Raw genomic sequence first — 19,268 nt, forward strand, 5'->3', positions numbered from 1 at the left:
AATACGGACGCTTTTCCATGCTGGTGATTTCCAACAACGTGCATCTGCCGGATGCCGAGATCGAACTGACGTACATCCGCGCCCAGGGCGCCGGTGGGCAGAACGTCAACAAGGTCTCCAGCGCCGTGCACCTGCGCTTCGACATTCCGGCCTCGTCCTTGCCTGAGTTCTACAAGGAGCGGCTGCTGGCGTTGCGCGACAGTCGCATTACCGGCGACGGCGTGCTGATCATCAAGGCCCAGCAGTACCGCACGCAGGAACAGAATCGCGCCGATGCGCTGGAGCGTTTGACCGAGTTGATTCTCAGCGCTACCAAGGTTGAAAAGAAGCGCCGGCCGACCAAGCCGACGCTGGGTTCAAAGAAGCGTCGGCTCGAGTCGAAAACCAAGCGCGGCAGCATCAAGGCCGGGCGCGGCAAGGTGGATTTCTAGTCTTCGCGGTACTTCGCCGTGTGGCGGTACAGGTAGACGCTCAGTGCCAGGCCGCTCAGCGCGGCGAGGGCGGCGAACAGGAAGATCGAGGCAAAACCGAAGCCCGCCGCAATGGCTCCCGCCAGCGGCCCGGTGATGCCCAGCGACAAGTCGATGAACAACGAATACGCCCCGACCGCCGCACCTCGACTGGAGGCTGGCACCAGGTTTACGGCTTCCACGCCCAGCGCCGGGAACACCAGTGAGAAACCGAAACCGCTCAATGCCGCACCGGCCAATGCCCAGTGCGCGTCCGGCGCGAGCCACAGCAACAGCAGGCCCAGGGTTTCCACCGACAGGCAGGCAATCGCCACACGAAAGCCGCCGAGGCGGTTAATCAAGTTGCCGAACAGCAGCCGCGCACCGATGAAGCTGGCGCCGAACAGGCTCAGGCACAGCACCGCGTTATCCCAGTGCTGCGTGGCGTAATACAGAGTGATGAAGGTGGCGATAGTGCCGAAACCGATCGAGCCCAGCGCCAGTCCGCAGCCGTGCGGGAAGACGCGACCGAGGACATGCATGAACGGCAGACGCTCACCAGCCACAATCGGCGCGGCGGTTTTCGGCCAGGCCAGCAACAGCCCCAGCGTGGCCAGCAACAGAATGCTCACGCCCATGCTCCACAAGCCAAAACGGCTGACCAGCCACACCCCCAGCGGCGCACCGACCGCCAGCGCACCGTAACTGGCGATGCCGTTCCACGAGATGACCTTGGCGGTGTTGGCGGCGCCGACGCGGCCGATGCCCCAGCCGATCGAGCCTGAGCCGACCAGGCTTTCAGCGCTGCCCAGCACCAGACGGCCGACGAACAGGCTGATCAGGCTCAGCAGCGGCAGGTTGGGCGTCCACGCCGAAATCAGCATGAACACACCGCTCAAGCCACAACCGGCCAGACCAATCATCACCGCACGTTTGCTGCCCTTGTTATCGATGATCTTGCCGGCATACGGACGACTGAGCAGCGTGGCGAGGTATTGCACGCTGATCACCAGCCCGGCGATGACCGCGCCGAAGCCCAGGTCGCTGTGCACATAACCTGGCAGCACCGCCAGCGGAATGCCGATGTTCAGGTAGCCGATGAAGGTGAACAGGACGATGGAAACGACTTGCAGCGTGACCGCCAGGGGACGCTGGGGTTCTGGCATAGAGGACGACATGAATTACGATCCACGGGAAGAGCAGAATAGATAGGCTGCTCATGATACCGATGCGGACGCGTCTGGGGCGGGGAAAAGTAAAACTATTTGGCCGGGGCGACCAATTGCGTGGTGACCAGTGCGGCCAGCGCGTTTTCCTCGCTGCCGAAACGGGCGAGCAGGGCGGCCTGTTTCTCGGGCGAGAGACGGCTCCAGATCTCGATCATCTTTTCGGTGGCACCGATCAGGATCTCGGCCTGTTGTTCATCGAATTCTTTGGACATGGCAGCTCAGGTTTCAGGCAGTGTGGAAAGCGCATGTTAGCGCTTTCCACACGGTCTGTACGGCGGGTGTTGCTTACTCTTCGCTGTCGGCCGGACGGCTCTCGGCGGCTTCTTTCGGCTCGGGCTGTTGGGCACCGGCTTGTTGCGTGGTCGTCTGCTCAGTTTCGTGCAGGCTTGGGAAGGGGAGATTCGGAATCTCGTGCATGGTTGCGCTCCTCGCTAAGTCTGTTGATAGATCTGGTAGATCCGCGCTTTCAGAAAGCCTGCGAAGGATACAGCAGGAAAAGTGACAAACAGATTTTTAAATCCATTTGTTTCGACGGGCGGGATTGTCTAGACAAGTGCGACAGGGTGACGCAGCCCTGATCGACCCCGTGTTCCGTGCCTGATCATTCCCACGCTCTGCGTGGGAATGCAGCCCGGGACGCTCTGCGTCCCTGCCGAAGCGGACGCGGAGCGTCCATTGAGGCATTCCCACGCGGAGCGTGGGAACGATCAAGACAAGGGGGAGTTATTTGCAGACGCTGGCGATCGCTTCGGCCAGCAGATCCAGACGTGTCGCATCAATCCCGGCGACGTTGGCCCGGCCCGAGCTGACCATGTACACGCTGTGATGCTCGCGCAGGTTTTTCACCTGTTCCGGCGACAGGCCGGTGTAGGAGAACATCCCGCGTTGCACGCCGATGTGCGCAAAGCGCTCACGCAGACCGTGCGGTTCCAGCGCTTCCACCAGCCCGCTGCGCAATTGGGCGATGCGCAGGCGCATGGCTTCCACTTCGTCGGCCCAGCGGCTTTTCAGCTCCGGGTCGGCGAGGATCGTGGCGACCACAGCCGCGCCGTGATCCGGCGGCGTTGACCACAGGTTACGGGCGATGTGCGCCAGCTGGCTGCGGATATCGATGAGCTTGTCAGCGGTTTTCGCGCTGACGATCAACGCACCGGTGCGGTCGCGGTACAGGCCGAAGTTCTTCGAGTAGGAACTGGTGATCAGCAGCTCGGGCAACTCGGCGGCGAACAGCCGGGTCGACCATGCATCCTGCTCCAGACCGTCGCCAAAGCCCTGGTAGGCAAAGTCGATCAGCGGCAGCAGATTACGGCTGCGCACCACATCCAGCACTCGCTGCCAGTCGTCGTGACTCAGATCGAAACCGGTCGGGTTGTGGCAGCACGCGTGCAGCAGCACCACATCGCCTTTCGGCACTTCATTGAGCACGGCGAGCATCGCGTCGACATCGAGGCGGTTGTCGCTGCCGACGTACGGGTAATGGCTGATCTTGACCCCTGCGGCCGCGAAAATCGTTTCGTGGATCGGCCAGGTCGGGTTGCTCAGCCACACGCCTTTGCCCGGCAGGCATTGCGCGATGAAATCCGCTGCCAGGCGCAGGGCGCCCGTGCCACCCGGGGTCTGGGTGGCGCCGGCGCGTTGCCCGGCGATCAGCGCCGAATCGGCACCGAGCACCAGCTCGTTGATGACCTTGCCGAACAGCGGATTGCCGTGGCCACCGATGTAGGTCTTGGTGTCCTGGCTCTCGACCAGACGCGCCTCGGCGATTTTCACCGCTTCGGGGATCGGCGTCAGGCCCTGGGCATCCTTGTAGACGCCCACGCCGAGGTCGAACTTGCGCGGGTTGGAGTCCTGCGCGTAGGCCTCCATCAGGCCGAGGATCGGGTCGCCGGGCACCCGGCCGATGGCGTCGAAGTGCATTACTTGCGTCCTTCTGCGGTCTTGGCCACTTCGTCAGTGCGCGCGGCCATGATGAAGTCGTTGCGGTGCAGGCCTTTGATCGAGTGGCTCCACCAGGTCACGGTGACTTTACCCCACTCGGTCAGCAGGCCCGGGTGGTGACCTTCGGCCTCGGAGATCTCGCCGACGGCGTTGGTGAAGGCCAGCGCGTGCTTGAAATTCTTGAACAGGAAGACTTTTTCCAGCTGCATGATGCTGTCGCGTACTTCGATGTTCCAGTCAGGGATCTGCTTGATCAGGATCGGCAGTTCTTCATCGCTGACTTGTGGGGCATCGGCGCGGCAGGCTTCGCAATGGGCTTGGTTCAAAGTGGACATGGTGGACTTCCTGAAATCTGAAGGTGTTTTTTTATATTGGCGGTCAGTGTCGCCACGCTAAACCAAAGTGGCGACGACGGACAGACTCACTTGTAAGCAAAAGTCGCGGGTCACGCGGCTTTTGGTTTTGGCGGAAACTTCGGCGCGTGCAAACCCAGCTGCATGCCTTGCTTGACCATGGCCATGATGTCTTCGTGGGCCAGGTCGAACAGGCGCTTGAGGTTCGGCAGGACAAAATACAGCGGTTGCAGAATGTCGATGCGGTAGGGCGTGCGCATCGCTTCCAGCGGATCGAAGGCCTGATGCTCGGGCTCGTCCGACAGCGAATAAACAGTTTCTTTCGGCGAAGACAGGATGCCGCCACCGTAGATGCGTTTGCCTTGCGGGGTGTCGACCAGGCCAAACTCGATGGTCATCCAGTACAGACGCGCCAGATAAACGCGTTCTTCCTTGGTCGCTTGCAGGCCGAGCTTGCCGTAGGTGTGGGTGAATTCGGCGAACCACGGGTTGCTCAGCAGCGGGCAGTGGCCAAAGATCTCGTGGAAAATGTCCGGCTCTTGCAGGTAGTCCAGTTCTTCACGGGTACGAATGAACGTGGCCACCGGAAACTGCTTGCTGGCGAGCAATTCGAAAAAGGTCTGGAAGGGGATTAGCGCCGGGACGCGGGCAACCTGCCAACCGGTGGTCTCGCCGAGCACCTTGTTGATTTCGCCCAGTTGCGGAATGCGGTCGTGGGGCAGACCGAGTTTTTCGATACCGTCCAGGTATTCCTGGCACGCACGACCCTCGATCACTTTCAACTGGCGGGTGATCAGCGTGTTCCACACCGCGTGTTCTTCGGCGGGGTAGTCGATAAAACCTTGCGCATCGGGCTCGCGGGCCACGTATTGCGTCTGCTTCATACTGCTCTCCTGCGAGGGGAATTTCGTTCTTGTTATGTCCTGCGATGGACTGAGAAATACCCCGGAACGTTCGTTGTTGCAGCAGGTTGAAGACTGGTCGAGTAGGAAAAGTCTCTTTAATTCGTAAAGTTTTCGTTACGCTTCGTGCGATAAGTCGTGTTTGCGGTGACTGTCGGGTTTGAAAAGGCCGATGGCTGTCACATAATCTTGACGACTATCTTGCGCGCTGCGCAGAAAATTCCGGCGTCAGACCGCCTCTTCACCTGTTTCGGGCCTTTATATGCGTATCAAAGTCCACTGCCAGAACCGCATCGGCATCCTGCGCGACATTCTCAATCTGCTGGTGGAGTACGGGATCAACGTCGCCCGTGGCGAGGTGGGCGGTGAGCATGGCAACGCGATCTACCTGCATTGCCCGAACCTGATCAACATTCAGTTCCAGGCGTTGCGACCGAAGTTCGAGGCGATTGCCGGGGTGTTCGGCGTCAAGCGGGTCGGGCTGATGCCCAGCGAGCGGCGGCACATGGAGTTGAATGCGCTGCTCGGTGCGCTGGAGTTTCCGGTGCTGTCGATCGACATGGGCGGCTCCATCGTGGCGGCCAACCGTGCGGCGGCGCAGTTGCTCGGGGTGCGGGTGGACGAGGTGCCGGGGATTCCGTTGTCGCGTTACGCCGAAGATTTTGACCTGCCGGAACTGGTGCGCGCCAACAAATCGCGAATCAACGGCATGCGGGTCAAGGTCAAGGGCGACATCTTTCTGGCCGACATCGCGCCGCTGCAATCGGAACACGACGACAGCGAGGCCATGGCCGGTGCCGTGCTCACCCTGCACCGCGCGGACCGGGTCGGCGAGCGCATCTATAACGTGCGCAAACAAGAGTTGCGTGGCTTCGATAGCATCTTCCAGAGCTCGAAAGTGATGGCGGCGGTGGTGCGTGAAGCGCGACGCATGGCGCCGCTGGATGCGCCGTTGTTGATTGAGGGCGAAACCGGCACTGGCAAGGAATTGCTGGCACGGGCCTGCCATTTGGCGAGCCCGCGCGGTCAGTCGCCGTTGATGGCGCTCAACTGCGCGGGACTGCCGGAGTCGATGGCCGAGACCGAACTGTTCGGCTACGGCCCCGGTGCCTTTGAAGGCGCGCGCGCCGAAGGCAAGCTCGGGCTGCTGGAGCTGACGGCGGGCGGCACGCTGTTCCTCGATGGCGTCGGCGAAATGAGCCCGCGCTTGCAGGTGAAATTGCTGCGCTTCCTGCAGGACGGTTGCTTCCGGCGGGTGGGCAGTGATGAAGAGGTTTACCTGGACGTGCGGGTGATCTGCGCAACCCAGGTCGACCTGTCGGAGTTGTGCGCGCGCGGCGAGTTTCGCCAGGATCTGTATCACCGCTTGAACGTGCTGTCGCTGCACATCCCGCCACTGCGCGAATGCCTCGACGGTTTGACGCCGCTGGTGGAACACTTCCTCGATCAGGCCAGCCGGCAGATCGGCTGCCCGTTGCCGAAACTGGCGCCGGCGGCGATGGACCGGCTCAGTCATTACCATTGGCCGGGCAATGTGCGGCAGTTGGAGAACGTGTTGTTCCAGGCGGTTTCGCTGTGCGAAGGCGGCACGGTCAAGGCCGAGCACATTCGCCTGCCGGATTACGGCGTGCGTCAGCCGCTTGGCGATTTCTCCCTCGAAGGCGGGCTGGACGAGATTGTCGGGCGCTTCGAGAAAGCGGTGCTTGAGCGACTGTATTCAGAGCATCCGAGCAGCCGGCAGCTGGGCAAGCGGCTCGGGGTTTCGCACACCACGATTGCCAACAAACTGCGTGAGTATGAAGTCGGCAAGAGCGAGTCTTGACCGGTAGTTGCATCGCTTCTGATGGCCTCATCGCGAGCAAGCTCGCTCCCACAGTGGAAACGCGATCTCTTGTGGGAGCGAGCTTGCTCGCGAAAGCGGTAGTCCGGGCAACCTCCGCATCAGTGTTTGCCGCCAAGCGGCATGACACCGCCGGTTTTTCGACTTCGATACATTTCCCTCATCCTCGCAAAATCCCTCAAGTCCTTTGTTTACCGGGGCCTTGGCCGCCAGAAAAAAGTTGGTCTGCAAATTGCTTATGGCTCAGCAGTACAGCGGTGGGCGGCAAACGTCCGGCATGCAGAGGAAAGAGTGTGGACAAGTACCTTTATGTGGCAATGACCGGCGCCAGCCAGAACGCACTGGCGCAAAAGGCTCATGCCAACAACCTGGCGAACATCTCCACCAACGGTTTTCAGCGCGACCTGGAACAGGCGCGTTCGATGCCGGTGTTCGGTGACAGCTTTCCGGCGCGTGCGTTTGCCATGAGCGAACGGCCCGCCACCGACTTCACGCCGGGCTCGCTGGTGCAGACCGGCCGTGACCTCGACGTGGCCGTGTCGGGCAACGGCTGGATCGCCGTGCAGAACCCTAATGGCGGTGAAAGCTACGTGCGCACCGGCAGCCTCAATATCGACGCCCTTGGCGTATTGCGTGCCGGCAACGGCATGCCGGTCATGGGCAACGGCGGTCCGATCGCCGTGCCGCCGGAGCAGCAGGTGGAAGTCGGTGAAGACGGCACCATCAGCATCCGTGCGATGGGCGAGGGTCCGCGCGTCATGGCCGAAGTCGACCGCATCAAGCTGGTCAACCCGGACATCAAGAACATGAACAAGGGCCTGGACGGTTCGATCTACACCAAGGACGGCCAGCCTGCGCCGGCCGATGCCAACGTCAAACTGGTGTCGGGTTTCCTGGAGTCGAGCAACGTCAATGCCGTGGAAGAAATGACGTCGGTGCTGGCCCTGGCCAAGCAGTTCGAACTGCACGTCAAGATGATGAACACCGCCAAAGACGACGACCAGGCCATGGCTCGGGTCTTGCAGATCAGCTAATTATCAGAACGTCGCGCCGTAAAACAGGCGCACGAGGAGAATCGAATGCTTCCGGCTCTATGGGTTGCCAAAACCGGTCTGTCCGCCCAGGACACCAACCTGACCACCATTTCCAACAACCTGGCGAACGTGTCGACCACGGGTTTCAAACGTGACCGCGCCGAGTTCCAGGACCTGCTGTACCAGATCAAGCGTCAGCCAGGCGCCCAGTCGACCCAGGACAGCGAACTGCCGTCGGGTCTGCAAGTGGGTACCGGTGTGCGCATCGTCGGCACCCAGAAAAACTTCACCGCCGGCAGCCTGCAAACCACCGAGCAGCCGCTGGACATGGCCATCGACGGTCGCGGTTTCTTCCAGATCCTGCAGCCGGACGGCACCACGTCCTACACCCGTGACGGTACTTTCCACCTCGACTCCAACGGCCAGATCGTCAACGCCAGCGGTTTCGCCCTGGAGCCGGCCATCGTCATCCCGAACAACGCCCAGACCTTCACCGTAGGCCGTGACGGCACCGTGTCGATCACCGTGGCCGGCAACGCCGCTTCGCAAGTGATCGGCAACCTGCAAACCGCCGACTTCATCAACCCGGCCGGTCTGCAAGCGGTAGGCAACAACCTGTTCCTGGAAACCGCCGCTTCCGGTGCACCGCAAGTCGGTACTCCGGGCCTGAACGGTTTCGGCACCACCCTGCAGAACACCCTGGAAACCTCCAACGTCAGCACCGTGGAAGAGATGGTCAACATGATCACCACCCAGCGCGCGTACGAGATGAACTCCAAGGTGATCTCCACCGCCGACCAGATGCTCTCGTTCGTAACGCAGAATCTGTAATCAAGTCTATGAGGCGGCCATGAGGTCGCCTGCAACACCGTGAGGTAAGGGTCATGAAGCGCTTTGTATCTGTTGTGGCATTGAGTGGGGTCGTCTCGCTCGCGGGCTGCGTCGCTCCGACGCCCAAACCCAATGATCCTTACTACGCCCCGGTGTTGCCGCGCACACCGTTGCCGTCGGCCGCCAACAACGGCTCGATCTATCAGGCCGGTTTCGAGCAGAACCTGTACAGCGACCGCAAGGCGTTCCGGGTCGGTGACATCATCACCATCACCCTGAACGAGCGGACCCAGGCCAGCAAGAACGCCAACTCGCAGGTGGCCAAGAACAGCAAGACCGGCATCGGTCTGACATCGTTGTTCGGCAGCAGTGCGACCACCAACAACCCGATCGGCAGCAATGACCTGAGCCTGAGCGCCAGCTACGAAGGCGACCGCGCGACCAAAGGTGACAGCAAGGCCGCCCAGGGCAACACCCTGACCGGCTCGATCACCGTGACCGTCGCCGACGTGCTGCCCAACGGCATCATCGCCGTGCGTGGCGAGAAGTGGATGACCCTCAACACCGGTGACGAGCTGGTGCGGATCGCCGGTCTCGTGCGGGCCGATGACATCGCCACCGACAACACCGTGTCCTCGACCCGGGTTGCGGATGCGCGCATCACCTACTCGGGTACCGGTTCGTTCGCCGATGCGAGTCAGCCAGGCTGGTTCGACCGTTTCTTCCTCAGCCCGCTGTTCCCTTTCTAGGTGGCTACGTTGAATCTGAAAAGCTTTATGGTGGCTGCGCTGTTGCTGTCGGCGGCCTTCAATGCACAAGCCGAACGGTTGAAGGACATCGCCAGCATCTCCGGCGTGCGTTCCAACCAGTTGATCGGCTATGGCCTGGTGGTCGGTCTTAACGGCACCGGCGACCAGACCACGCAGACCCCGTTCACCCTGCAGACCTTCAACAACATGCTCTCGCAGTTCGGCATCAAGGTGCCGCCGGGATCGGGCAACGTGCAGCTGAAAAACGTTGCGGCGGTATCGGTGAGTGCCGATCTGCCGGCGTTCGCCAAGCCGGGTCAGCAGGTCGATATCACCGTGTCGTCCATCGGTAACTCCAAGAGCCTGCGCGGCGGCACTCTGTTGCTGACCCCGCTCAAGGGTATCGACGGCAACGTCTACGCCATCGCTCAGGGCAACCTGGTGGTAGGCGGTTTCGACGCTGAAGGTCGTGACGGTTCGAAGATCACCGTCAACGTTCCGTCGGCCGGTCGCATCCCTGGCGGTGCATCGGTCGAGCGTTCGGTGCCGAGCGGTTTCAACCAGGGCAACAGCCTGACGCTGAACCTCAACCGTTCCGACTTCACCACCGCCAAGCGCATCGTCGACAAGATCAACGACATGCTCGGCCCTGGCGTCGCCCAGGCCATCGACGGCGGTTCGATCCGCGTGACCGCGCCGCTCGATCCGAGCCAGCGCGTCGACTACCTGTCGATCCTGGAAAACCTCGAAGTCGATCCGGGTCAGGCGGTGGCGAAAGTCATCATCAACTCGCGTACCGGCACCATCGTCATCGGCCAGAACGTGAAGGTATCGCCAGCCGCCGTGACCCACGGCAGCCTGACCGTGACCATCACCGAAGACCCGATCGTCAGCCAGCCGGGCCCGCTGTCCAACGGCCAGACCGCCGTGGTGCCGCGCTCGCGGGTGAATGCCGAGCAGGAAGCCAAGCCGATGTTCAAGTTCGGCCCGGGCACCACCCTCGACGAGATCGTCCGGGCGGTGAACCAGGTCGGCGCAGCGCCGGGTGACCTGATGGCCATTCTCGAAGCTCTGAAGCAGGCCGGCGCGTTGCAAGCCGACCTGATCGTGATCTGAGGACGGCGACCATGGATATGCGCAAAAGCGGTCTGGTCAGCAGCAGCGATTCGGGTTCGTACTCCGACCTCAATCGCTTGAACCAGCTCAAGGTCGGCGACAAGAACAGCGACGCAAACATGCGCAAGGTCGCGCAGGAATTCGAATCGCTGTTCCTCGGTGAAATGCTCAAGTCGATGCGTTCGGCCACCGAAGCGCTGGGCCAGGACAACCCGCTCAACACGCCGGCCGCCAAGCAGTATCAGGAAATGTACGACCAGCAACTGGCGGTCTCCATGTCCCGCGAGGGCGGGGGTATCGGCCTGGCCGACGTGCTGATGCGCCAGATGTCGAAGAACAAACCGATGGCGCCGGGCGAGGCTGCGGCCGCATCCGCCGCCAAGCAGGAAGAAGCCAAGGCCAAGGCCGCTGCCGTGTCCACGCCGATTGCCGCCGGCACCGTGGCCACCAATGGCCCGTTGTCGCGACTCAATGGCGAGCGTCCGTTGTGGGCGTCGCGCTCGGTGCATGCGCCGAACACCGAGCTGACCCATCGCAATGACATGGAAATGATCAACCAGCGTCGTCTGGCGTTGCCGCCGAAACTGGCGGATCGCTTGCTCGCAGGTCTGGTGCCGTCGGCCACGCCGGCAGCGGCCACTCAACTGCCGCAACGCGCCACGACCGCCGCTGTCACCGGTTCCGGCCCGCTGTACAACGGCGACTGGCTGGACCGCGCCGAGGCGGACAAGGCCTCTGGCGGACAGATGCAGATTTACGGCCGCGCCATGGCGCAGATCCCGTTGGCACCGGCCAAGCGCGCGTTCAGCAACGCCGACCAGTTCGTCAACACCATGCTGCCGATGGCCCAGGAAGCCGCCGCACGCATTGGCGTCGATCCGCGTTATCTGGTGGCTCAGGCTGCACTGGAAACCGGTTGGGGCAAATCGGTCATGCGCGCCCAGGACGGTAGCAGCAGTCACAACCTGTTCGGCATCAAGGCCAGCAGCAACTGGAAGGGCGATTCGGCCCGGGCGATCACCAGCGAATTCCGCAACGGGCAGATGGTCAAGGAGACGGCCGAGTTCCGTTCCTACGCCTCGTACAAGGACAGCTTCCACGATCTGGTGACTTTGCTGCAGAGCAATAATCGCTATCAAGATGTGCTGAAGTCGGCCGATAACCCAGAACAGTTTGTACGCGAATTGCAGAAGGCCGGTTACGCGACCGACCCGAACTACGCGACGAAGATTTCGCAGATTGCCAGGCAGATGACGGTCAATCAGAACTACGCTGCGGCCGGCGTTTCAACGACGCCCTTATAAACACAAGGTAAGGTTTGAATCATGAGTTTGCTCAATATCGGGATGTCGGGGTTGGCCGCGAGTTCGTCCTCTCTGGCTGTGACAGGTAACAACATTGCCAACGTCGACACCGCCGGTTATTCACGCCAGCAAACCGTGCAGGGCACCAAGTCCTCGATTCAGTACGGTAACGTGTTCATCGGTACCGGTACGACCCTCGCCGACGTGCGCCGGGTGTACAACTCCTACCTCGAATCGCAGCTGCACACCGCCACCTCGCTGAGCAGCGAAGCCGCCGCCTATGGCGCACAGGCGACCGCACTGGACGGCTCGCTGTCCGACACCAACACCGGCCTGACCGGCGTGCTGCAGAAGTTCTTTACCTCGATGCAAGGCGTATCGACCTCGGCCACCGACGACACTTCCCGTCAATCGGTGCTGACCGGCGCGCAAGCCCTGACCAGCCGCTTCAACGCCCTGGCCAAGCAGCTCAACGACCAGAACACCACGCTCAACGGCAACCTTGGCGACATGGCGGCCCAGGTCAATAAGCTGGCCACCTCGATTGCCAATCTCAACCAGAAGATCGGCGAGATTTCCACCAGCGGCGGTCAGCCGAACGATCTGCTCGACACCCGTAACGAAGCCGTGCGCCAGCTCTCCCAACTGGTCGGCGCGCAGGTCGTCGAGCGCGGCACCAGCTTCGACGTCTACGTCGGCAGCGGTCAGCCGCTGGTTGTCGGTAACACCACCAACACCCTGAGCACTGTGCCGAGCAAGGATGACCCGTCGCGCATGGGCATCCAGATGGATCGCGGTTCGAGCACCATCGACATCACTTCGGTGATCAGCGGTGGCGAAATCGGCGGTCTGCTGAGCTATCGCAAGGAAGTGCTCGACCCGTCGCTCAACGAACTGGGCCGTGTAGCGCTGGTGATCGCCGATCAGGTCAACCGTCAGCAAGCCCAGGGCATCGACAAGAACGGTGACTTCGGCGCCGCGATTTTCAACAACATCAACAGTGCCGCGCTGATCAGTCAGCGCAGCATTGCCCAGGCGGGCAACAGTGCGGGTTCGGGCAACCTTGACGTCACCATCAAGGACACCGGCCAACTGACCACCAACGATTACCAGGTCACTTTCACCAGCGCGACCAACTACACGGTCAAGCGCTCGGACGGCACCGACATGGGTTCGTTCAGCACCACGACCACGCCGCCTCCGGTGATCGACGGCTTTACTCTGGCCCTCAATGGCGGTGCCCTGAGCGCCGGTGACACCTTCAAGGTGACCCCGACCCGTGGCGCGGCCTCGAGCATCCAGACCGTGCTCACCGACCCGAAGAAAATCGCGGCGGCGGCACCGTTGACCGGCGTTGCCAGTGCCAACAACTCCGGCACTTACACCCAGCCGACGCTGACCGACACCATCGACATCTACAACCCGACTTCCCAGGCCGAGTTGCAGAACGCGCTCAAGTATTCGACCCCGGTCAAACTGGTGTTCGGTGCAGTCGCCAGCGGCAGCCAGTCGTACAACATGGTCGACGCCAAGGGCAACACCATCGGCAGCGGAACCATCGTGCCGAGGCAGGCCAACACCCTGAACCTGAAGATCGGCATGGTCGACTCCACCGGCGCTCCGGTGATGGACACCAGCGTCACGCCGAACGTGCAGAAAACCTTCACCGTGCAGACCACCGTGGGCGCGACGCCGAAAGCCGGCGAAACCTTCACCATGAGCCTGACCGGCGCGGCGTCTTCGGACAACCGCAACGCCCAGGCGCTGGTCGGCCTGCAGACCAAGCAGACCGTGGACACCGGCTCGGGCAGCAAGGGCATCAGCCTGACCGACGCCTACAACAAGCTGGTGACCAACGTCGGTACCAAGGCTGCTCAAAGCAAGTCCGACATTGAAGCCACCACGGCCATTCTGGATCAGGCGCAGGGCGCGCGTGATTCGCTGTCTCAGGTCAACCTGGACGAAGAGACCGGCAACCTGGTCAAGTATCAGCAGTACTACACAGCGTCTTCGCAGATCATCAAAGCTGCGCAGGAAACCTTCGCCACGCTGATCAACAGTCTTTAAGGAGTCGTAATTCATGCGCATTTCCACCGCTCAGTATTACGCGACGCAAGCTGCTCAATATCAGCGCAACTACAGCAAGGCTGTCGCGACCGCGAACGAAGCCAGCAGCCTGCAGCGCATCAACACCGCCGCCGACGATCCGATCGGCGCCGGTCGCTTGCTCAAGCTCGGCCAGCAGGCCGCGATGCTTGATCAGTACAAAGGCAACATCGACACTACCAAGAGCGCGCTGACCGTTCAGGAATCCACACTGAACTCCATCACCACTGCTTTGCAGCGCGCGAAGGAAATCGGTCTGGCCGCCAACAACGGCATCGCCACCGATAAGGACCGTCAGGCTTACGCCGCCGAACTGAGCCAGATCCAGCAACAAGTGCTGGGCCTGATGAACTCCAAGGATGCCAACGGCAACTACCTGTTCTCCGGTTCGAAGACCGACACCGCGCCGTACTCGCAGAACGCCGATGGCACCTACACCTACAACGGTGACCAGACCCAGATCAACCTGGGCATTGGCGACGGCCTGTCGGTGGCCACCAACACCACTGGTTGGGATGCGTTCCAGCAGACCATCAACACCAGCCGCACCCAGACCACAATGACGGCTCCGGCTGTCGATGACGGTCGCGTGGTGCTGACCAACGGTACGATCGGCACCGCCGCCACCTACAACGCCAAGTTTGCGGCCGGTCAGCCTTACACCGTGGACTTCATCAGCAGCACTCAGCTGAAGATCACCGATGCCCTGGGCAACGACGTGACCGCCGAAGCCAGCCAGAACGGTCTGATCAGCAACAGCAACGGCGCGAACCAGACGGTCAGCTTCCGTGGCGTCGACATGAAGTTGAACATCAACCTCAAGGCCGGCGATACCAACCCGGACGCGGTCATTGCCGGTCACAGCTTCCAGTTGTCGGCTTCGCCGGACTCGTTCACCACTTCGCGCAGCCCGGGCAACCCGTCGACCGCAGTCATCACCGGTTCCAGCGTGACCAACCAGGCAGCCTACGACGCGGCTTTCCCGTCGGGTGGCGGCGCAGTCCTGAAGTTCACCAGCGCCACCGCGTTCGACCTGTACGCGGCGCCTGTCACTGCCGACAGCAAGCCGATCTCGTCGGGTACCGTGGCCGGTGGCAACGCCACGGCAGCGGGTGTGACCTTCGCCCTCGGTGGCACACCGGCGGCCGGTGACCAGTTCTCGATCCAGTCCAACAACCACCAGACCCAGAACGTGCTCGACACCCTGGGCCAGATGGTCACGGCGCTGAACACTCCGATCGACGGTGATCCGGTTGCCAAGCAGAAATTCCAGGGTGCCATGGAAGCCGGCCTCGGCAACATCGACAGCGCCGCCAACCAGATCGGCAGCGCGGTGACGTCCATCGGTGCCCGCGGGCAGTCGCTGGATGACCAGAGCACCACCAACGAGAGCCTGCAGCTGGCAAACTCCAACACCCAGGGCACGATCCGTGATTCGGATCCGGCCGAGGTGATGACCCGCCTGACCTTGCAGCAGACCATGCTGCAGGCCTCGCAACTGGCGTTCAGCAAAATCTCTCAGTTGGGCCTGTTCAACAAGATCTGATCCTGAACGGGCGCGCAAGCGCCCGTTTGCTCTGACCGCTCTGTATCAATCGTCTTTTTTTTGCGGTTTCAAAGGGCTCGCTGTTCCGGGCGGGTTCCCGCCGCTTGCGAGTCCGCCGTGAATTCACTTCCCCTTGTCAGCCTCGTCATCCCTGCCTTCAATCCGCGTTTTTTCGAACGGGCCTTGAACAGTGCCGTGAGCCAAAGCTACGGCAATCTCGAGATCATTGTCTGCGACGACAGCCGTGGCGACGAGATCGAAGCGGTTGTCGTATCGACCGTCGAAAGAACCGGGTTTGCCGTGCGCTATGTGCGTAATCCGCACACTCTGGGGATGGTCGGCAACTTCCAGGCGTGCCTGGAACAGGCGCAGGGTGAGTTCATCAAGTTCCTGTGCGACGATGATCAGTTGTTTATCACGTGCATCGAAAGTCAGGCACAAACGCTCATCGATCAGAAAGATGTCAATCTGGTGTTGGCCCAGCGACTGTTCTGGGATGCCGACGATCTGCCGCTGCCTTCGCGTCTGGAAAATACTCCGCTGTCTCCGGTGTCCGGCCTGTTCAAGGGCGAAGACCTGCTGGCCATTTTCGAAAACTTCCCGGTCAATATTCTTGGCGGCTTCAGTAATGCCCTGTTCCGTCGAGCCGATGTGCTGGAGCTGCTGCCGGCCCTGACACAGCCGGGCCATTGTTTTGTCGCTTCCCTGGATTTTGCGTTGTATGTGTGCCTGCTGCGTCGCGCCAACATGGTGGTGTCCAATCACATTCTGAGCGTCGAGCGCCTGTACCCCGAGCGCTTGAGCGCTCAGCAAGCGATGCGCGATGCGACAATGGTCGAACGGCAATGGTTGACCCAGATGCTCAAGGCTCGCAGCGGCGAGTCAGCGCCTGCGCCGGGCTGGGTGCGTTATTTGCCGGTCACCAAGGCGCAGGAGTCGCCTCGGGTCTGGGAAGAGTTGCCGTTGAGCCGGACTCTGGGCACCAAGCAGACGACCCAGGATTGGCACGTCGGTATCGCCAGCGTCAGTTTTGCTCAGTTGTACGCACAATGGCTGGCGTGCCGAAGCCTGACAGAAGGGCAGCGCGAGCTGTTGCCGGAGACGATGGCCAACTGGCCGCGCATTCCGAAGATCGTGCCGGTGATCATCGACGAGCAGGACAGCGTTTCTGCCCTGGAGTTGACGCTTCAATCGCTCGCAGCCCAGGAGTATGTGCCTGAGCTGACCCTCGTATTGTCGGCATCGTGCAGCGAAGCGCAGTTGGATGAGCGTGTCGTGCGCATGCCGCTACAGGATGACTGGCGCCAGCAGCTCAATGAACTGTTGCCGCAACTGGACGGCGCTGACTGGTTCTATCTGCTGCGTGCCGGTGATCGTCTGGTCGTGCCGGCGTTGTTGGTGATGGCTGAGCGCATTGCGCTTTCGCGCACGCTGATGTGTCTGTACAGCGATGAAGGCGGGTTGAGCCAGGGCGAATCCACAGAGCCCGTGTTCAAGCCGGATTTCAACCTGGACCTGATGCGCAGCTATCCGTACGTAGGCAGGGCGCTGGCATTCGAGCGTGAACGCTTCCTGACGCTGGGTGGTTTCGACTCCGCCCTTGGCGAACTGGCGCCGCACGACTTATTGCTGCGCATGGTCGAGAACGACGGTTTGCAGGCGGTCGGCCACATTTCGGAGATTCTGCTGGAGTCGGCATTCGATCTGGCCAAATGGCTGTCGGAGCCGCAACTGGCAGACAACAACGCGCAATTGCTGGAAGCACACCTGCACCGTCTGGGCATCTCGCATGAGATCCGCCGGGGCAGTTCGGCTTTGCTCAATCGGGTGAACTACCACCACGCCAGCCAGCCACTGGTGTCGATTGTCATCGTCAGCAAGGATCAGACGGCGGCGGTTCAGCGTTGTGTCGAGAGTCTGCTGGAGAAAACCATCTACGGCGAGTATGAGTTGTTGCTGGTCGACAACGGCAGCCAGAGCGCCGAGGCGAAGGCCTGGTTTGACGGCATGTCGCAATTGGGCAGCGAGCGGATTCGCGTCCTCGACTGCCCGCTGCAGGACAATGTGGCGGCGGTGCGCAATGTCACGGTCAGCCATGCTCGTGGCGAGTATGTGCTGCTGCTCAATCCGTACAGCGTGATCACCCACGGTGACTGGCTGGCGGAAATGCTCAATCACGCACAGCGCCCGGAAGTCGGCGTGGTGGGTGCCAAGATTTTCAACCCGGATGGCCGGGTGTTGCATGCCGGTCTGATTCTCGGCCTGCAAGGGCCGGCGGGTGTGCCGTTTTACGGCGAGTCGATGCACGCGACGGGTTACATGTACCGGCTGCTGGTCGCACAGGATCTGAGCGCAGTCGGCAGCGATTGCCTGATGGTGCGCAAATCGGTTTTCGATGCGGTCGGCGGGCTGGATGAGCAGAACCTGGCGCAGTCGCTGCACGAGGTCGACCTGTGCCTGCGCGTTGGTCAGGAAGGCTATCTGGTGGTCTGGACACCATTCGCCCAACTGGCACTCGGCGCACAGCCGGTCGTAGCGGCGAGCGACGCTGAAGTGGCGTTGCACAGTCAGGAGCAGGAAGTCTTCTACAAGCGCTGGCTGCCGATTGTGGCGCGCGATCCTGCGTACAACGCCAACCTGTCATTGAACGGGATTGTCGGGTCAAGCTTCCGTCTCGATCCGGGGTTGCGCACGGGCTGGAGCCCGTTTTCGCAGCCGCAGTTGCCGAAAATCCTCGCACTGCCGGTCAACGCATCGGCCATCGGTCACTACCGCGTGACGCAACCGCTGATCGAGCTGGAAGCGGCCGGCCGGGCGCTGGGGCGTATTCACTACAACCTGCCGACGATCATTGAGGTCGAGCGTCAGTCGCCGGACGTGATCATTTTGCAGGGACGATATTCCGAAGGCCCGATCAACGAGATTCCGAGCCTGCAAAAATATTCGAATGCCCGCCGGATCTACGAGCTCGACGATTACGTGATCCATGTTCCCCATCGCAATGCCCACATTCGCAACATGCCGGGCAAGGATGAGATGGAGGCGCTGGTACGTCGTGCGATCGGCATGTGCGACCGGGTCGTGGTGTCCACGGCACCGCTGGGTAATGCGCTGTCGAGCATGCACAACGATATTCGCGTTGTTCCGAACATGTTGGCCAAACACCTGTGGTCAGACCTGCGCAGCCAGCGCCGCACGTCGAAAAAACCGCGGGTCGGCTGGGGTGGCGGCACCAGTCACCACGGTGACCTTGCTGTCATCGCCGATGTGGTTCGCGAATTGGCGAACGAGGTCGACTGGGTGTTCTTCGGCATGTGCCCGGACGATCTGCGTCCGTACATGCATGAGTTCCATGGCGTGATCGGCCTCGACGTGTACCCGGCGAAACTGGCCAGCCTCAACCTCGACCTGGCCCTGGCACCGCTGGAGTTCCATATCTTCAACGACTGCAAGAGCAACCTGCGCCTGCTGGAGTATGGCGCTTGCGGCTACCCGGTCATCTGCACCGACACCGAGGCTTATCGCGGTTATTTGCCTTGCACGCGGATCAAGACCAACTCCACGGATGAGTGGTTGCAAGCGATCCGCATGCACCTGGCCGACCCGGACGCCAGCTATCGCATGGGTGATGAGCTGCGTGAAGTCGTACTGCGCGACTACGTACTGCGCGGCGACAACCTGCGGTACTGGGAAGCGGGCTGGCTGGCGGACTGATCCGCTCGCGCATGACCCTCTGCAAAACAGGCGACTTTCGAGTCGCCTGTTTTTTTGCGCTGCAAAAAACGTATTTGTATCAATCGCGATACTTTTTTTTGTCGGCGCACTCAAGCGTTGGGATTTTTCTGTCGATATCAACAGATTCGCTTAACGA

Annotated in this window: 16 protein-coding genes; 10 read left to right on the forward strand and 6 right to left on the reverse strand. The window is 61.4% G+C overall.

The features are described 5' to 3' along the window. Positions 1 to 17 precede the first annotated feature (17 nt). Positions 18 to 431 carry an alternative ribosome rescue aminoacyl-tRNA hydrolase ArfB gene (arfB, locus tag LOY31_RS07680; RefSeq protein ID WP_011333010.1) on the forward strand — a complete coding sequence of 138 codons (414 nt, stop codon included), beginning with the start codon at positions 18 to 20 and terminating at the stop codon, positions 429 to 431. Here the strand turns inward: arfB and LOY31_RS07685 are convergent. From LOY31_RS07685 to phhA, 6 genes are all read right to left on the reverse strand, one after another. Then, entirely contained in the window at positions 428 to 1,615 is a 1,188-nt protein-coding gene (locus LOY31_RS07685; protein WP_162831796.1) for an MFS transporter, read from the reverse strand. The two genes, arfB and LOY31_RS07685, sit on opposite strands and share 4 nt — an antisense overlap. A 95-nt stretch (positions 1,616 to 1,710) precedes the next feature. Next, on the reverse strand, positions 1,711 to 1,890 hold the full coding sequence (locus LOY31_RS07690; protein WP_007958348.1) for a hypothetical protein: 180 nt from the start codon (positions 1,888 to 1,890) through the stop codon (positions 1,711 to 1,713). A gap of 73 nt (positions 1,891 to 1,963) precedes the next feature. After that, positions 1,964 to 2,095, reverse strand: coding sequence for a hypothetical protein (locus LOY31_RS07695; protein ID WP_007958347.1), 132 nt, complete (start codon positions 2,093 to 2,095; stop codon positions 1,964 to 1,966). 306 nt (positions 2,096 to 2,401) lie between these two features. Continuing rightward, entirely contained in the window at positions 2,402 to 3,595 is a 1,194-nt protein-coding gene (locus LOY31_RS07700) for an amino acid aminotransferase (RefSeq protein ID WP_258713063.1), read from the reverse strand. Then, positions 3,595 to 3,951, reverse strand: a complete 357-nt coding sequence (locus tag LOY31_RS07705; RefSeq protein ID WP_003222798.1) for a 4a-hydroxytetrahydrobiopterin dehydratase — start codon at positions 3,949 to 3,951, stop codon at positions 3,595 to 3,597. The genes LOY31_RS07700 and LOY31_RS07705 overlap by 1 nt, the downstream gene beginning before the upstream one ends. A 110-nt stretch (positions 3,952 to 4,061) precedes the next feature. After that, a complete protein-coding gene (gene phhA / locus LOY31_RS07710; RefSeq protein WP_258713064.1) occupies positions 4,062 to 4,853 on the reverse strand; it encodes a phenylalanine 4-monooxygenase in 792 nt (263 codons plus the stop codon). Between the two features lie 280 nt (positions 4,854 to 5,133). Between phhA and LOY31_RS07715 the strand changes: the two genes are divergently transcribed. The 9 genes from LOY31_RS07715 (at position 5,134) to LOY31_RS07755 (ending at position 19,111) form a co-directional block, all read left to right on the forward strand. After that, a complete protein-coding gene (locus tag LOY31_RS07715) occupies positions 5,134 to 6,693 on the forward strand; it encodes a sigma-54-dependent transcriptional regulator (protein WP_085605727.1) in 1,560 nt (519 codons plus the stop codon). A 311-nt stretch (positions 6,694 to 7,004) separates the two neighbouring features. After that, positions 7,005 to 7,745: a flagellar basal body rod protein FlgF gene (locus LOY31_RS07720; RefSeq protein WP_007958343.1), complete on the forward strand. Its 741-nt coding sequence runs from the start codon at positions 7,005 to 7,007 to the stop codon at positions 7,743 to 7,745. Positions 7,746 to 7,790: 45 nt separating this feature from the next. Further along, positions 7,791 to 8,576, forward strand: coding sequence for a flagellar basal-body rod protein FlgG (gene flgG / locus LOY31_RS07725; protein ID WP_007958342.1), 786 nt, complete (start codon positions 7,791 to 7,793; stop codon positions 8,574 to 8,576). A gap of 53 nt (positions 8,577 to 8,629) precedes the next feature. After that, positions 8,630 to 9,325, forward strand: a complete 696-nt coding sequence (flgH, locus tag LOY31_RS07730; RefSeq protein WP_085605729.1) for a flagellar basal body L-ring protein FlgH — start codon at positions 8,630 to 8,632, stop codon at positions 9,323 to 9,325. Between the two features lie 27 nt (positions 9,326 to 9,352). Further along, complete coding sequence (locus LOY31_RS07735) at positions 9,353 to 10,441, forward strand: flagellar basal body P-ring protein FlgI (RefSeq protein ID WP_045121865.1); 1,089 nt, start codon at positions 9,353 to 9,355, stop codon at positions 10,439 to 10,441. 11 nt (positions 10,442 to 10,452) lie between these two features. After that, positions 10,453 to 11,745, forward strand: coding sequence for a flagellar assembly peptidoglycan hydrolase FlgJ (gene flgJ, locus LOY31_RS07740; protein WP_258713065.1), 1,293 nt, complete (start codon positions 10,453 to 10,455; stop codon positions 11,743 to 11,745). Between the two features lie 21 nt (positions 11,746 to 11,766). Then, on the forward strand, positions 11,767 to 13,812 hold the full coding sequence (gene flgK, locus LOY31_RS07745) for a flagellar hook-associated protein FlgK (protein WP_258713066.1): 2,046 nt from the start codon (positions 11,767 to 11,769) through the stop codon (positions 13,810 to 13,812). Positions 13,813 to 13,825: 13 nt separating this feature from the next. Next, positions 13,826 to 15,397 (forward strand): flagellar hook-associated protein 3, encoded by a 1,572-nt coding sequence (locus LOY31_RS07750; protein WP_221533354.1) that lies wholly within the window; start codon positions 13,826 to 13,828, stop codon positions 15,395 to 15,397. A gap of 117 nt (positions 15,398 to 15,514) precedes the next feature. Beyond that, positions 15,515 to 19,111: a glycosyltransferase gene (locus LOY31_RS07755; RefSeq protein ID WP_258713067.1), complete on the forward strand. Its 3,597-nt coding sequence runs from the start codon at positions 15,515 to 15,517 to the stop codon at positions 19,109 to 19,111. Positions 19,112 to 19,268: the final 157 nt, after the last annotated feature.

This window comes from Pseudomonas sp. B21-021 (assembly GCF_024749205.1).
Taxonomy (GTDB): domain Bacteria; phylum Pseudomonadota; class Gammaproteobacteria; order Pseudomonadales; family Pseudomonadaceae; genus Aquipseudomonas; species Aquipseudomonas paraglycinae.

Bases quoted from the DNA above. Each gene is read 5' to 3' on its own strand.
- phhA (WP_258713064.1), bottom strand. From the start codon at position 4,853: ATGAAGCAGACGCAATACGTGGCCCGCGAGCCCGATGCGCAAGGTTTT.
- LOY31_RS07750 (WP_221533354.1), top strand. From the start codon at position 13,826: ATGCGCATTTCCACCGCTCAGTATTACGCGACGCAAGCTGCTCAATAT.
- LOY31_RS07685 (WP_162831796.1), bottom strand. From the start codon at position 1,615: ATGCCAGAACCCCAGCGTCCCCTGGCGGTCACGCTGCAAGTCGTTTCC.
- flgH (WP_085605729.1), top strand. From the start codon at position 8,630: ATGAAGCGCTTTGTATCTGTTGTGGCATTGAGTGGGGTCGTCTCGCTC.
- flgG (WP_007958342.1), top strand. From the start codon at position 7,791: ATGCTTCCGGCTCTATGGGTTGCCAAAACCGGTCTGTCCGCCCAGGAC.
- flgK (WP_258713066.1), top strand. From the start codon at position 11,767: ATGAGTTTGCTCAATATCGGGATGTCGGGGTTGGCCGCGAGTTCGTCC.
- flgJ (WP_258713065.1), top strand. From the start codon at position 10,453: ATGGATATGCGCAAAAGCGGTCTGGTCAGCAGCAGCGATTCGGGTTCG.
- LOY31_RS07715 (WP_085605727.1), top strand. From the start codon at position 5,134: ATGCGTATCAAAGTCCACTGCCAGAACCGCATCGGCATCCTGCGCGAC.
- LOY31_RS07695 (WP_007958347.1), bottom strand. From the start codon at position 2,095: ATGCACGAGATTCCGAATCTCCCCTTCCCAAGCCTGCACGAAACTGAG.
- LOY31_RS07735 (WP_045121865.1), top strand. From the start codon at position 9,353: ATGGTGGCTGCGCTGTTGCTGTCGGCGGCCTTCAATGCACAAGCCGAA.
- arfB (WP_011333010.1), top strand. From the start codon at position 18: ATGCTGGTGATTTCCAACAACGTGCATCTGCCGGATGCCGAGATCGAA.
- LOY31_RS07705 (WP_003222798.1), bottom strand. From the start codon at position 3,951: ATGTCCACTTTGAACCAAGCCCATTGCGAAGCCTGCCGCGCCGATGCC.
- LOY31_RS07700 (WP_258713063.1), bottom strand. From the start codon at position 3,595: ATGCACTTCGACGCCATCGGCCGGGTGCCCGGCGACCCGATCCTCGGC.
- LOY31_RS07690 (WP_007958348.1), bottom strand. From the start codon at position 1,890: ATGTCCAAAGAATTCGATGAACAACAGGCCGAGATCCTGATCGGTGCC.